General features: G+C 52.5%; 13 protein-coding genes and 1 other annotated feature. Of the genes, 2 read left to right on the plus strand and 11 right to left on the minus strand.

Going from position 1 to position 13,945, the window contains the following annotated elements:
* Window positions 1-25 precede the first annotated feature (25 nt).
* The 5 genes from KJW29_RS21095 to asd form a co-directional block, all read right to left on the minus strand.
* A complete protein-coding gene (locus KJW29_RS21095) occupies window positions 26-1,705 on the minus strand; it encodes a type 2 periplasmic-binding domain-containing protein (RefSeq protein WP_214626055.1) in 1,680 nt (559 codons plus the stop codon).
* 71 nt (window positions 1,706-1,776) lie between these two features.
* Entirely contained in the window at window positions 1,777-2,670 is an 894-nt protein-coding gene (locus tag KJW29_RS21100) for a carbohydrate ABC transporter permease (protein WP_214626056.1), read from the minus strand.
* Window positions 2,671-2,673: 3 nt separating this feature from the next.
* Window positions 2,674-3,564 (minus strand): ABC transporter permease, encoded by an 891-nt coding sequence (locus KJW29_RS21105; protein ID WP_214626057.1) that lies wholly within the window; start codon window positions 3,562-3,564, stop codon window positions 2,674-2,676.
* Window positions 3,565-4,299: 735 nt separating this feature from the next.
* Window positions 4,300-4,593, minus strand: coding sequence for an RNA polymerase alpha subunit C-terminal domain-containing protein (locus KJW29_RS21110; RefSeq protein ID WP_214626058.1), 294 nt, complete (start codon window positions 4,591-4,593; stop codon window positions 4,300-4,302).
* A 158-nt stretch (window positions 4,594-4,751) separates the two neighbouring features.
* Entirely contained in the window at window positions 4,752-5,843 is a 1,092-nt protein-coding gene (asd, locus tag KJW29_RS21115; protein WP_214626059.1) for an aspartate-semialdehyde dehydrogenase, read from the minus strand.
* Between the two features lie 313 nt (window positions 5,844-6,156).
* Window positions 6,157-6,429: a binding site (T-box leader), on the minus strand.
* Window positions 6,430-6,609: 180 nt separating this feature from the next.
* On the opposite strand from asd, the gene KJW29_RS21120 reads away from it, so the two are divergent.
* On the plus strand, window positions 6,610-8,421 hold the full coding sequence (locus KJW29_RS21120) for an S-layer homology domain-containing protein (protein WP_214626060.1): 1,812 nt from the start codon (window positions 6,610-6,612) through the stop codon (window positions 8,419-8,421).
* 137 nt (window positions 8,422-8,558) lie between these two features.
* On the opposite strand, the gene KJW29_RS21125 is transcribed toward KJW29_RS21120, so the two are convergent.
* The gene (locus KJW29_RS21125) at window positions 8,559-8,849 is read right to left on the minus strand and encodes an adenylosuccinate synthetase (protein ID WP_246608311.1); all 291 of its coding nucleotides are present in this window, start codon (window positions 8,847-8,849) and stop codon (window positions 8,559-8,561) included.
* Window positions 8,850-8,985: 136 nt separating this feature from the next.
* Between KJW29_RS21125 and KJW29_RS21130 the strand changes: the two genes are divergently transcribed.
* Complete coding sequence (locus tag KJW29_RS21130; protein ID WP_214626061.1) at window positions 8,986-9,864, plus strand: LysR family transcriptional regulator; 879 nt, start codon at window positions 8,986-8,988, stop codon at window positions 9,862-9,864.
* Window positions 9,865-9,875: 11 nt separating this feature from the next.
* Here the strand turns inward: KJW29_RS21130 and KJW29_RS21135 are convergent, their stop codons facing one another.
* The 5 genes from KJW29_RS21135 to KJW29_RS21155 all read right to left on the minus strand — a co-directional run bounded on the left by KJW29_RS21135 (window position 9,876) and on the right by KJW29_RS21155 (window position 13,695).
* Window positions 9,876-10,607 carry an ATP-binding cassette domain-containing protein gene (locus tag KJW29_RS21135; protein ID WP_214626062.1) on the minus strand — a complete coding sequence of 244 codons (732 nt, stop codon included), beginning with the start codon at window positions 10,605-10,607 and terminating at the stop codon, window positions 9,876-9,878.
* Between the two features lie 15 nt (window positions 10,608-10,622).
* Complete coding sequence (locus KJW29_RS21140) at window positions 10,623-11,948, minus strand: hypothetical protein (protein WP_214626063.1); 1,326 nt, start codon at window positions 11,946-11,948, stop codon at window positions 10,623-10,625.
* Window positions 11,945-12,712 carry a hypothetical protein gene (locus KJW29_RS21145; protein WP_214626064.1) on the minus strand — a complete coding sequence of 256 codons (768 nt, stop codon included), beginning with the start codon at window positions 12,710-12,712 and terminating at the stop codon, window positions 11,945-11,947. The genes KJW29_RS21140 and KJW29_RS21145 overlap by 4 nt, the downstream gene beginning before the upstream one ends.
* Window positions 12,713-12,765: 53 nt before the next feature.
* Window positions 12,766-13,191, minus strand: a complete 426-nt coding sequence (locus KJW29_RS21150) for a GntR family transcriptional regulator (protein WP_246608312.1) — start codon at window positions 13,189-13,191, stop codon at window positions 12,766-12,768.
* 117 nt (window positions 13,192-13,308) lie between these two features.
* Complete coding sequence (locus KJW29_RS21155; RefSeq protein ID WP_214626065.1) at window positions 13,309-13,695, minus strand: hypothetical protein; 387 nt, start codon at window positions 13,693-13,695, stop codon at window positions 13,309-13,311.
* Window positions 13,696-13,945 lie beyond the last annotated feature (250 nt).

Raw genomic sequence — 13,945 nt, forward strand, 5'->3', positions numbered from 1 at the left:
GGGATTGCTCCTGCTTGCCTCTATGCTATTGCTTTGCAATCATAGTGTCGTAGGATGTTTGCCATTCTTCCTTCAGCTCGCTCCAATGCGCGCGTTTCTCCAACGCATCGCGGAATTGGTTCCAAACCGTCTCGAATTGCGCGGCATCCTTCGCCATAATCAGCTTGGCTCTGTACTCTTTACGTACGTTCTCAAGCTCCGGTCCGTATTTCTCCCATAGACCGCCCGGCTCCGCTTTCACCATGTCGTATAGCTCCGCGCCGCGTACGCCGCCCATCGCGCCGACTTCGGACGTAAATTCCGACGTACGTTTCGCTCCGGCTTTGTCCGACTCGCCGTAGTTCCACCATGGGTACCAATCATTATTATACGACGAAGCCATGTATAACTCAGGCGTTACTGACGATTTACGCGCCGTGTCGCCGCTATTGCGTTCTGCTTTGTACGCTTCGTCGATATATTTCCATTCGCCGAGAGGCTGGTCGACCCAATCCCAGAACACGCCAGTCGGACCTTCGTTAATGACATGTTGCTGCTCTGCGTTCGGCTGCAGCGTGTAATCGAAAAACTTCAGGATAGCTTCAAGATTTTTGGTGTCTTTGCTAACATACACGTCGTATCCCGGGTACGGGTTCACGACTTGGTTCGCGCCGACTTTGTCTACGCCTTCCACTTTCGGGAACGGCACGACTTGATAGAACCACCCCGGCTCCGTCGGTCCGTCCAGCGTTTCCCACAGCGTCGCGTCGACATTAAAGAAGCTGCCTACGTTCAGCGCGGTGCGTCCCGATTTGTTTTTCTCCTTGTAACGCTCTTTTTTATCCGTTACGACTTCAGGGTCGACCAGCTTGGCCAGATACATTTCGTTAAGCCATTGGTAAGCGGCTTTGAACTGAGGATCGTCATACAGCAGCACAAACTCGCCGTTTTTCTCCTCGACCGGGATTACGCCGCCGGCGCTTCCCGTCGTTACGCCGAACGCGCTCAAAATGGCGTTTTCGTCGTTCCAGCCGATCGTATCGCTCGGATCCATCAGGAATCCCATCGGATTAAGCGTTTTGCCGGCATCATCCTTCACGCTACCCGCTGCCTTCAAGTATTCCTCCACGCCTTCCAGCGTAGCCAGATCGTCCAGCGTCATGCCCACTTTCTCCAGCACGTCCGTCCGAACGAGCCATGTTTGCGAAGCCCAGCCCGGCCACGGATTGTCCGGATTCTGATCGAACCAGGTCGGGATCGACCAGATCTGGCCGTTTTCGTCCTTCATTTCCTCCAAATATTGTTTCGGAATGGAAGCGAGTCCCGGATATTTGTCCGGCATGTCGAAGTATTGCTCCAGCGACATGATTTTCTTCGAGCGCTGCATCGCGCTTTCCACCGTCTCACTGCGACTAAAGATCGCAGCATCCTTGAATCCGTCCGTGTTCAGCCTCAGGTTCAGAGCCGTTGCCGCATCGCCTTGCGTTGCTTCCAGCGTTACCGCTACACCCGGTTCTTTCTCCTTCCAATGTTTCTGAACGGAGCTGTCGTTGTTGATCGTCGCCGACCAGCCGAGCCACAGATTAAATGCCGTGTTGCCTCCGGCTGCCGCGCTGCCGCCTGTTTCCGATGGCGCTTCGTTTGCGCCGCCGGAGCAGCCAGCCAGCACCAGCGTAGTTGCCAGCGCCGCCGCGATCGTACCCTTGCTTTTTAGTCCCCACTTCATGTTTGTCTGCCTCCCCTTGCGATTGTGTAACGATAACGGTATATGGTTGGATCATTATACCCCTGTAAGTCCTAGCCCTTAACGGAGCCGATCAGTACGCCCTTGACGAAATACTTCTGCAAGAACGGATAGACGCACAGGATCGGAATGGCGCTTACCATAACGACGGCCATCTTGATCGACATCAGCGTAATATTCTGCTGCGAGCCGCGTGCCAGTGCTTCCTGGTTATTATTGGAGCCCATGACGGCCGAGAGGTCGGACGCGTTGAGCAATTGCTGCAGGAACGTCTGTACCGGAATCAAAGATTGATCCGTGACGTAGAACGCTCCGGCGAACCAATCGTTCCAGTGCCCCACTGCGGTAAACAAACCCAGCGCGGCCAGCATCGGCTTCGAGAGCGGTATGATGATTTGGAACAGGATCCGTACGGGTCCCGCGCCGTCGAGCTCTGCCGATTCGATCAGCGCCTCCGGAATGCCTTGCAGGAACTTCAGCATGACGAACATATTCCAAGCCGAAAATGCAGTCGGGATGATGTACACGAGGAACGTGTTCGTCAATCCCAGATTGAACAGTTGGATGTAGAACGGCACCAGGCCGCCGCTAAACAGCATGGTGATCAGAACGTAAGCCAGGATGCCTTTGCGGAACGGCAAGCCCCGGTATGACAAGCCGTAGGCCGCGATCAGCGTCACGAGCATGCCAACGATGGTGCCAAGAACCGTCCTGGCGATCGTAATCAGGTAAGCGCTGCGGATAACCTCGTTGCCAAGCACGATCTCATAGTTGATGAGCGTAAATGATCTCGGCCACAAGTAGACGCCGCCTTTTGCCGCGTCCGCCCCTTCATTTAAGGAAATCGCCAGCATATATAGGAACGGGTAGATGACGCTGAGACAAAGCAGCGATAACAACACGACAATAACGGTTTGTCCGACCTTTTCTCCTACTGATAGTCTCATGAGTTACCAAAGCCCTTCGCCGTTAATTTTGCGCGATATCGCGTTCGTCAGAAGAACAAGCACCAGTGCAAGGACCGATGATAATAAACCTACGGCCGTTGCCATCCCGAAGTAACCTTGCTGCAGACCGCTTCGCAATACATACGTATCCAGGACGTCCGATACCGACATATTCGCCGAGTTCATCATCGGGTAGATCTGATCCATGCCGACCGTAATCAGGCTTGGAATGCTCAGAATGAGCACGATCGTGATCGTCGGCATAATGCCCGGCAGTGTAATGTTGCGAATCTGCGCCAACTTGCCCGCGCCTTCTACCTTCGCCGCCTCGTAAAGCTGCGGATCGATAGCCGTAATGGCTGCCAGGTACAGAATCGTATTCCAGCCGACTTCCTTCCACAAGCCGCTCCCGACGATCATTGGTCGGAACCATTCCGTCGAGCCTAGAAAGAAGATCGATTCGTTGCCCGTTTTCTGAATGACATCGTTTACGAGTCCGCCGTCCAGCGTCAGGAACGATTGCAGAATGTACGCGACGACGATCCAAGAGAAGAAGTGGGGCAGGTAGCTCACGGATTGCACGAATCTTTTGAAGCCGGAATGCAGAACCTCGTTAATCATTAATGCCAATAAAATTGGAGCCGGAAAGCCGAAGATAAACTTCAGCACTGAAATGTACAGCGTGTTGGTGACAACGACCCAGAACTGCGGTTCTTTAAAAAAGGCGAAGTTATCGAAGCCCACCCAAGCGCTGTTCCAAATCGACGACCCGATCTGAAAGTCCCGGAAGGCGATCTGAATGCCCGCCATCGGGACGTAGTTGAATAGAAATAGCAGCGTGACTGCCGGTAAAATCATGGCATATTGCCAGCGATATTTATAAAATCTTCCCATCCGGTTCCCCTCCTGCTTTAAATGATAAGCCTTTCAAGATTGGGGAACCATATAACAACGATTGGTTATCTATCGAAATCATTAGTTGTTTCTTATTCGCTTGCAGGTTGCGTTGTCAGTATGCCCAGAAATGACCAAAACAAGGCGGGGCTTAGCGCTCCGCGGCGCACTGCAACCCGGTTTTCGAGACTGTCGATTCATTGTGTGCAAAGCTGGAAATGAAGCTATAATCGATCATCGACAACCTGTAAAGGAACTGAGAAGCCTTATTTTGATCATTTGACGTGATACTAGAATCTAACGGAACTGGGCGTCGTGAGAAATCTAGGCAAACCGCGAACTTTTGCCCCTCTTAAGGGCTGTCAGTTCCATTAGAATTGCGAAATCGCGCTTTTTGATGAAATAAAGCCTTTCAGTTCCGTTTACAGTTGCTCCGTTCATTTCTTACCAGACACATGCCTACAATTTAACTTATGCATCATTAATCGACAGTCTCTTTTCTCGGGTTGCAGCTCTCAAAGTCGCTACGCGACGCACTGTTAACCCGATTTTCACGGGTTGCTGCTCCCACTGTCGCCCCGAGGCATATAGCAACTTTTCTAAGTGACAATTAAAATAGCCGCGACCCCCACCATTTGGTGAAAGCCACGGCTTAAAACGTCAATTGTTAATATTATACGTGCGGGGTGTCTCTCGAGATTCCTTTGCCGCAGTCGCTACCGGTCCCCTACCAGACTAAGACTTAAAAGACAGCCCTTCTTCCCGGAGCGCCTCACGGAGTATCGGCATGCAAGACGGACCAACGCCGTGAAGCTTCAGAATTTCCTTCTCCGAATAAGCGGAAAGCTCAGACAGCGTGGAGATGCCCTCCGTCTCCAGCGCGCGCCGCACCGGCGCAGCCAAGGTCGTCATAAAGCCGGTCTCAGGCGCATTTCCGCTCTCACACTTCGGACAAGTATTGCATTCGCTGCTCTTATAGTAGCGATGCCCTTTCTCGCATATTCTCAGCGTCTTAGGTGCTGCAACCATTATCGTATTCCTCCTGTCCATTGAAGGTGAAGGTGCGCTCTCCGCTGTCGCCGCCTCGGAAGCTATGTGGCCGCCTTGCCATCCTGCATGTCAAAAACAACCGTCATGCGGCACCCACCTTTGCAACGTGAAAGTCACGTGGAACGAAACAGTAAATACTAGCCTTGCTTAGCCGTAATATACCCTTCAGCCTTCAGCAGCTCGGCGATCAGCACCGCTCCGCCAGCCGCACCGCGTAACGTGTTATGCGACAGTCCGACGAACTTGAAATCGTAGAGAGAATCTTCGCGCAGACGACCCGCGGATACTCCCATGCCGCCTTCGATATCGCGATCCAGTCCCGTCTGCGGACGGTTCTCTTCTTCGAAGTACGTGATGAACTGTTTTGGCGCGCTTGGCAGTTCCAGCTCTTGTGGACGGCCTTTAAAGCTGTTCCAGCGATCCAGAATTTCTTCCTTGGATGGTTTGTTCTCAAACGATACGAATACCGTCGCCAGATGACCATCCGTTACAGGGACGCGAATGCATTGCGTTGTAATATGCGGCGCGCTTGCCTTCACGATCTCGCCGTTCTCTACGCTGCCCCAGATACGAAGCGGCTCCTGCTCGCTTTTCTCTTCTTCGCCGCCGATGTAAGGAATGACGTTGTCCAACATTTCCGGCCAATCGGTGAAGTTTTTGCCCGCTCCGGAGATGGCTTGGTACGTCGAAGCGACGACCGTCTTCGGACCAAATTCATTAAGCGCGTTGAGCATCGGCACGTAGCTCTGAATCGAGCAGTTCGGCTTGACCGCGATAAAGCCCGTCTCCGTGCCAAGGCGCTTGCGCTGAGCCGCAATGACGTCCAGGTGACCCGGGTTAATTTCCGGAATAACCATAGGGACATCCGCCGTCCAGCGGTGTGCGGAGTTGTTAGATACGACCGGAGTGCCCGTTTTTGCATAGGCTTCCTCCAACGCTTTGATTTCATCCTTCTTCATGTCGACCGCGCAGAAGATGAAATCGACGCCGGAAGCAACCTCTTCTACCTTCGAAGCGTCTTGCACCACAATGGACTTCACGGCCTCAGGAATCGGAGTATCCAGCTTCCATCTACCCTGTACGGATTGCTCGTAAGTCTTGCCCGCCGAGCCCGCGCTCGCCGCGATTGCCGTTACTTGAAACCACGGATGGCCGTCCAGCAGCTGCACGAACCGCTGACCCACCATTCCCGTACCGCCTACAATGCCGACTTTCAATAATTGTGTCATCTGTTTCGTTGCCTCCTCTATAGTAGTAAACCTGAGTCCTCTATACCTTCATTACATGTGTATTCCGTTTATTTCGGAACCTCTAGCTTTAAAATGCGATTCCGGTACAGCCCGCTTAATTGCAATTTCCGTTTACAGCCAGTTTATTAGCAATTCCGCTTACTGCCGACATATCTGCAATACCATCGACAGCCAGCCAGCTTGCCCCTCTGCCTATTGAATACACAACTCTTGAACTTCTATGCTCATCATATAGCGAAATCGCGCGGATGCCTAGAATCAAAAAAATCCCACCCCCAAGACTATTATCAGTCTCAGGGGCGAGATTGAACTCTCGCGGTACCACCCTAAATTCGCGTATACGTCGCCGCATGCGCCTCTTCAAGTACGGCGCGGGTCTCCCCTCGCTTATACTCTAGCTCTGTAACAGGAGCTCCTGTCGCATCACCCCCCGCCCATTCGGGGATCAGGTTCCGACGCGCTGCTCGGAGTCTTTTTTCGGATAAAGTCTTCTTTGCTCCCTTTCACCGGCCGGAGCTCTCTGATAAAGAATCCATTTACCTACTTGTCTCGTCATCGCATTTGTTGTCATATATAATATCAATTTCTAGCCCTTAGGTAAACCACTATTCGCAATTTCCTCAAAAAATATTGAAAATCACATGTTCAAACAGTGTTAAATTTTTCTTGGCTGCTTGACCCGTGGATGATACACTGTAAGATAGTTCTGGAAATGTCCACATTTTGTAAGGAGGACTAATAAAAAATGAAAAGAAAAAAAACGATGATCCTCGCCGGTCTTGCGGCAGTGCTTGCCTCTTCCGCGCTCGCGTTCGGACCGGTACAAGTCGATGCGGCTAAAACATCGGCGGACTTCACCGATCTAAAGGATTTGGACGCGGCTACCAAAGCCAAGTTCGATGCCTTGATCAGCGCGGGCATCTTCGAAGGAGTCGGCGATGGCACGTTCGGATTGAAGGATGAGATGAATCGCGCACAGTTCGCGAAGGTAGCAGCGTTGATCTATGGACTTGATGTCAATAAGGATGCAAAAACTTCATCCTTCTCGGACGTCAAATCCGACGATCCCGCTAACGGTTACGCTCTTCCGTATATCGAGGCTATCAAGAAAGCTGGCATTACGGATGGCATGGGCGATGGGAGGTTCAACCCGGCCGGCGACGTTACCAAGGAGCAATTGGCCACTTTCTTGGTTCGAGGACTAGGCAAGGATGATGAAGCCAAAGAAGAACAAGGAGTCAAGGATGACACCGTATCCGATTGGGCCAAGGGTTATGTGGCGCTGGCTTTGGAGCTTAAGCTGCTTAGCAATGGATCAGACGGCAAATTCGGAGGGAACTCGAACGCCACAAGAGATTTGCTCGTGTTAGGCGCTTATGAGGCCAAGGAGCAGTTTATACCTCCTGGATCGGTAAAACCGTCGGCATCGCCTACACCGACAACGACGCCTACGGCAACGCCGACACCAACACCTACGTCGACGCCGTATTACCCGCCTGTGTCGACGCCGACGCCGACTGTGCCTGCGATTCAGGGTCTCGAATTGACGAAAGGATCCGTTGCTTTTTCGTCGAAGATTACTTCCTCTGATCTCGCAGAAGGCAATACACTTCACATCGCCATTGCCGAACAAGCGATTGCCGTTCCTTACACGGGTACTAATATTAATAGAATCTCGGATGCCGCTGCCTACGAGATCGGCACCGATATTAAACAACTAAGCAGCGGAAGGCATATCAGATTATACGAAGTAAACCCGAACAACATTATTGTGAAATTCGCAGATATCACGCTTAACAGCAACCAGATCGCAGAAGCTCCGGCCTCTCTCCAATCAAGCGAATATTCAAACCTCACGCCGGGGGAAGGGGACGGCTATGCAAAGTTTGAAGCATTAAGTTTACCAGAAGGCGCCTTCTCCTGGAAGGTCAAATCCGGTACGATTGATATGGACATTCCCGCAGCTGGAGCCCTTTTTGAAGGAAACCCTTATACTCCGGGTGGGAACATAGATATCAGCGGGGGTAAAACAACCGTTATCTTGGTGGCTGTGAATAGCACAGGTCATGCTGTAGGCTACAGTATGAGCACCTACTCCACGACTCCTGGCCCCGTTGAAGAGAACCAGGACTCCTTCAGACTCTCGCCCTTGTATGCTGGACAATCGTCTTCGTTAACCGTCGTCTTCGACGAGCCGCTCAGTTCGTCCACAACTTTATTAAATATCTCAGATTTAATAGCGTCCATTACCGTGACGTCTGTTAGCGGTTCACCGGTTGAGATCGACCCAACTGGCGAGGGAGTCAGTATTCTTTGGTCACCATCAGGCTCCTCTGGAGGAGAACCCCCCTTCAATCAGTTCGAAGATGAGCAGTTTCCTCCTGGTGGCGGGGGCATGCCAATCATGCAAACATCACTCGAAATTATTTTCCCTATCAGAAGTTTTAGTGCTGGCGACGTCGTTCGAGTAACCTTCAAAGAAGGCGCCCTAATAGATGCAAGCAACAGCAATATAACACAGATTGATTGCGAAACTACCGTAATTGCTCCAGTGTAACTTCTGCATCAGCATGCCCGGCTCTCCATAACGAGCCGGGCCTTTCTATTTCACCGCACCAACGTCTGACCTCTCCCCGGTCCCACGGATACGATAGATACGGGGACGCCAATGGCAGATTCGACAAATTGGACATACTACTTCGCGGGCTCCGGCAGCAGTTCATAGCTGGTTATCTGCGAAATAGCGCATCGCCACCCCGGAAGATACCGCAAGCTCGGCCGGGCGGCGGCCAGCTTGGAGGTGACGGGGAACCGCTCCGTCTCGCCGTCAGCCGTCTCGTAGGCCACGCATACCGGAATTTCGTCGAGATAACCCAGCACGTCCAGATTCGTTAACGCGACCGTAATGGCGCCTTGCAGCATGCAGCCGTAACGCGTCGCCACGGCATCGAACCAGTCATCTTCCTCTTGCCCTCGTCTCCCCAATTCGCTCCAACAATCGCCCTAACAGTCATTTTTTCCCCTCCGCATCCTTATTAACTTACAAAACAAATGATAACGGAAGAAAAATGTATTAGAATAATTGATATTACTAATATCTAATATAAGGAGAACTAATTTTATGATTAACCTCGAATGGTATCGCGTATTTTACTGGATTGCCAGAACCGGCAGCCTCACGAAAGCCGCCCTTCGGCTGCACATTACGCAGCCAGCGGTCAGCCAGACCATCAAGCAGCTCGAGAACGCGCTTGGCGGCCCGTTATTTTTCCGAACGTCCAGGGGAGTCACTTTAACGAACGAAGGGGCCATCCTTTACCGGCAGCTGGAGCAAGCCTTCGCGGCCATCGAGGTTGGCGAGAAGTCGATCGCCGATATGAATCGGTTGCATAGCGGCGAAATAACGATCGGAGCAAGCGACACGTTGTGCAAGCATTACCTGTTGCCCTACCTGGAGATGTTCCATGAGCGGTATCCCGGCGTCCGCATTGGCGTAACGAACCGAACGACCCCGGAGACGCTCGCTCTGCTCAAGGAAGGCCGAATCGACTTCGGCATCGTCAGCTTGCCGGCATCCGACCCCGTCATCCATTTCAAGAGCAGCGTTCCGTTGCAAGACTGCCTGGTAGGAGGCAAAAAGTACGCGGAGCTCGCCGCCGGACCGCCTCTTACGCTGGAGGCGCTTGGCAGGCTTCCGCTGTTAATGCTGGAGGAAGGCTCCAGCACGAGACGTTTTCTTGACGCCTATGCATCCGGTCACGGCATTTCGCTCCAACCGGAATTCGAACTGGGCAGCGTGGATTTGCTCGTCCAGTTCGCCCAGAGCGGCTTCGGTGCTGCCTTCGTCATTCGGGACTACGTAAAAAAGGAGCTGGAATCGGGCTCTCTCGTCGAGATCCCCCTCCAGCTCCCTCTTCCAGAGCGACATATCGGCATCGCTACCCTGCGAGGAGTCCCGTTATCCTCTGCGGGCAAAACGTTCCTGGACATGCTGCCCTAAGGCGAGGCCCTTCAATCCGAAGGGCCGCCCAGGAACCGCCGATACCGCTCTCCGTCATGTCCGACGACTTCAGCCAGCAGCGATTCCAGCCGTTTGCCGCTCTCTTGCAGCTGTTCCATATACACATCCGCCCGAATGGCGCCTTGATGAATTATAAGCGCCCTGTCGATGACATGCTCGATCTCGTCCACCAGATGGGTCGTGATCAAAAAGGTTTCGTCCTCCTGCAAACTGGTCACCATCAGCTTTAGGAAGTCGCGTCTCGCGAATACGTCCTTGCCGAGAAACGGCTCATCCATCAGAATAAGCTTGGCCCCCTTGGAGAAGCCGGCGCAGATCTCCATCCTTGCCCGCTGGCCTCTGGATATTTTTCCCATTCGAACGTATTCGTCCAGCTCGAAAAATTTCAGCAGTCGCTCGTAACGCTCCCGGTTGAACTTTGGATAGAAATCGGCAAGAAAGTCCGCATATTCGGAAGCGTTCATATGAGGCGGAAAGCTGCCTTCTTCCGTAATGTAGGCGACTTCGCCATACTGCTCTTGAACCGGCCGACCGCGCCACGACACCTCCCCCTCCTGCAATTCGCCCAGCCCCACAATGGCTTTCAACAGCGAGGTTTTGCCGGCGCCGTTAAGGCCAAGCACACCCACGATTTCGCCCGTCGGGATCGTCAGGCTGCCGATGGACAGCGCCGCCGCGGCCCCTTTGCCGAACGGCTTATAGAGTTGCTTCAGCTCCAACATCCATGCTCCTCCTCTCTACTTTGCATTGCCGATTCGCAGGCCGCCGATCTCGCGATACTCGCTGCGTACTTGCTGAAAGTGCGTCGAAGCCAAGTATCGATCCTCGATGACATCGTCGTTTACATCGGTACGGAGCTCGCCGGCATACAATTTCTCGCCATTCTCATACACTTCGATCATGACCTGCTGGTCATACAACCCTTCGAATAAAGTATACATTTCCGGCTCTACGCTGGAGACCTTCATGACGTACAACCTTCCATTCCGGAAGCTGAACCAATTATTCGACGCTCCCGACGGGGAGCGGTCCCGTCCCTTGTAGCTTAACTCCTGCTTGTTGATGAGCTTTACTTCATCCTTCATGGAGATGCTTGCGACCATATGCCTCGTTTCATTCTCCGGCGACCCCGTATTATAAAACTTCAGATTCAACACGCCAAGATCCTCATCGACATATGCTTCATAATCCTCGTAATAATCGTCGGCCTCTGGCGGTTCCGTTCCCTGGCCCAGCATATACACATATTCGGCTAGCCGAACCCGACCTAGCAAATCTCCCGTCTCGCTGTCATACCCGCTTACCACGATCTCTCCATCCTCCAAGGCAATAAGCGCCAGCTTGTCTCCGACAGCCTCCAATCCCAGAATTTCGAGTCCCTGCCACGCTTCCTGCCGATTCCCTTCCATGTTCAGCTCGACCAATACGCGCGTCTCGTCTTCCTCGGGCTTCTGCATGCTGTTCCGATCACCGAAGCGCAGCACCTCGTAAATGCCGCTCTTCCCCGTATAGTACCGGGTTGTAGGAGGAACGTAAAAGATACGTTCTCCTACGAAAGCCAGCCCCTTCTCCTGATGGTTGGAAAACGAATAGCCGTCCTCCGTCCCTTTGTACTGCAGAGTCGTTTCCACCAATGCCGTTCCTTCCACGTTCATTCTGTAGCCTTCTTGCATGCGCCAAGCTTGAATTTCAAACCCGATTCCGGCATAGAAACCAGGATAAATTTGATATGCCATATCCCCGCTCGGCAACGGCATACCGGGAGAATAATTCGCGATCGGCTGGCTAGGCTTGCCAAACACGACTGTCTCTTTGTCTATTTTGTCCTCGGTAAGCTCAAAGCTCATCCTGTGATAACTATCCTGGACATAACCGGACAAAACAACGTCCCGGAGCGCAGAGCGATCACCGTAAAGATCGACCAGCTCCAGCTTCCCGTTATTTCTGGCCCCCGATATCTGGAAGTAGAGGATGACCAATATCGCCAGTCCTATCGCGAGCAGCGGCAGAGCGGCATGCCGTTTCAGCAGGCGCTTTACTCTTGCAACTCCATCCCTTCTCATACGATCGCTCCCCTTCTCATCAACCGAATGCTGTGCCCGGCGAACCACAGGACAAAGATCAGCAAGGCTACGCTGCTGGCGTTCAAGTTAAAATCCGTCAAATACGGATGAGGCAAGCCGATACGATAGATCAGCACTCTGATGACGAGGAACAGCGATCCGGCAACAAGGAAGAGCCCCCAGTACCGCTTGCTGCGCTCGCACAAAACGCCGTAATAGATGCCGGTCGTCACCGCCGTGCCTATGCTGATCGTGGACAGGAGCCCCTGCAAGCCATAAGGTATTATCAGTCGCAAATAATCGGAGCGAATAACGGCCAGAAACATGCCATTAGCAGGAACGCCAATGCCGTTGGTCGCATGCAGGACCCTATCGTCCAGCAGCCCGAAGCCGAGCCAGATCCCCAGGACCGAAGCCGCCCAGAACACCAACATGCTAACCGCGAAGGCCGCCAGCTTGCCCAAATACAAGCTTTCTCTGCGGACCGGCAACGTCAGCATTGCGTACATGCTTTTGCCGCCCCAATAGCCGGAATAAATGGACTTCAGAAAGAGAGCGAGCAAGGCAACAAAGTAGACAAGCAGGGACGCAAGCGCCCCCGATTCGGCGAAAAGATGCTCGTACCGCCGGATTTCCGCATAGTCCTTGCCCATCTCCGCATGCAGAAACAGCAGCGGCGTCACGACCGCGCCGATCGCGAGCAACATCGTTCCGCGAAACAGCAGGCTGAATTCGTATTGCCATAATCGATACCATGATTTCAATGTTATCCCTCCATGTACTACTCGACTAATACATGTTACTCAAAAAAAATTACTCATTCTACTTCCCAATGCTCGCTCACCAAATCGATAATCTTTTTGAAAGACAGGTTCATCTCCTTGGCGGATGAGATAAATGACAGAACCAGCCCCTTGGTCAACTCCTCCTCCAGCCTGGCCAGCATAAACGCATCAGCGAAGATGACGCTTCCCTGATTGCCGCTCGTATGGACAAAACCTTCGTCTTCCATCATCTTAAAAGCCTTCTGCACCGTATTGGGATTAATGTTCAGCTGCGCGGCGATTTCTCGTCTGGACGGCAGCCGTTCTCCGGAGGAGACGTTGCCGAGGACAATTTGACGCTTGATGTAGCCGGCAATCTGCATATAGACCGGCTCCTTGCCGTGCAGCGCCAATTCGTGGAATGAAAGCACGTTTCCGTCACCGATCCTTTCTATTTTTGTATTATATGCGTAATACACGAATGTTGTAAAGCCTCTTTTTTCCCATTAAGCGATAACTCAATATTACAAACAGCCCACCCTGTCCAACGGACAGGGCGGGCTGTAGCGGCATTCCCTCTTATTCGCATATTTCTCTTAAGGCAAATAAGCGCCTTCCACTGCAACGACGAACCCGCCAGCTCCCATCTCGTATTTGACGCCAATCACTTGGCCTGGTTGAAAGGCGGGGATATGAACGGAGTGTATGGCGGTTCTGACGTCGGTGCGTCTGGTACTGCCGTCCGTCAAAAAGACGTCCAGTTCCAAGATCACGACGGGCTCGCCGCCAAGCCGCGCATTTGTAGGCTTTATGGAACGAATGACAGCTCTGGCCTCCGTTCCTGCCGCCAATACCTTTTTAGCCGTAACGCGATCCTCCCGGCCGGAATTTTGAAGTCCCCGTCGCAGTAGAGGAATCGTTATAAACAGTAAAGTCAGCAGAGAAAATGCAACGATCGCCATTCCGATCCAAGTCGCATTCATGCCATTCACCTCCCGGTTGCAAGGAATTCAACTCGTTCTTTTACCCCAGTCCTAAAAGTTTGAAACAAGAAACTTAGACCTGCAGCGATCCCGGTCTCCCTCCTGATTTCCGCAGTGGTGACGCCTTGGTAGTTCCCGATCGGGAACTACGCCTCGGGAATCTCGAGCAGCTTCTTTTTTATAGCCGTCTTTTTGTCATCTCTTAGGTGTTGTAAAGGCATTCTCGACAATTATAATAGAATTAATATTA

It is taken from the genome of Paenibacillus agaridevorans (assembly GCF_018604145.1).
Classification (GTDB): Bacteria; Bacillota; Bacilli; order Paenibacillales; family Paenibacillaceae; genus Pristimantibacillus; species Pristimantibacillus agaridevorans.

Bases quoted from the DNA above. Each gene is read 5' to 3' on its own strand.
- asd (WP_214626059.1), bottom strand. From the start codon at position 5,843: ATGACACAATTATTGAAAGTCGGCATTGTAGGCGGTACGGGAATGGTG.
- KJW29_RS21120 (WP_214626060.1), top strand. From the start codon at position 6,610: ATGAAAAGAAAAAAAACGATGATCCTCGCCGGTCTTGCGGCAGTGCTT.
- KJW29_RS21155 (WP_214626065.1), bottom strand. From the start codon at position 13,695: ATGAATGCGACTTGGATCGGAATGGCGATCGTTGCATTTTCTCTGCTG.
- KJW29_RS21105 (WP_214626057.1), bottom strand. From the start codon at position 3,564: ATGGGAAGATTTTATAAATATCGCTGGCAATATGCCATGATTTTACCG.
- KJW29_RS21100 (WP_214626056.1), bottom strand. From the start codon at position 2,670: ATGAGACTATCAGTAGGAGAAAAGGTCGGACAAACCGTTATTGTCGTG.
- KJW29_RS21140 (WP_214626063.1), bottom strand. From the start codon at position 11,948: ATGAGAAGGGATGGAGTTGCAAGAGTAAAGCGCCTGCTGAAACGGCAT.
- KJW29_RS21095 (WP_214626055.1), bottom strand. From the start codon at position 1,705: ATGAAGTGGGGACTAAAAAGCAAGGGTACGATCGCGGCGGCGCTGGCA.
- KJW29_RS21130 (WP_214626061.1), top strand. From the start codon at position 8,986: ATGATTAACCTCGAATGGTATCGCGTATTTTACTGGATTGCCAGAACC.
- KJW29_RS21135 (WP_214626062.1), bottom strand. From the start codon at position 10,607: ATGTTGGAGCTGAAGCAACTCTATAAGCCGTTCGGCAAAGGGGCCGCG.
- KJW29_RS21110 (WP_214626058.1), bottom strand. From the start codon at position 4,593: ATGGTTGCAGCACCTAAGACGCTGAGAATATGCGAGAAAGGGCATCGC.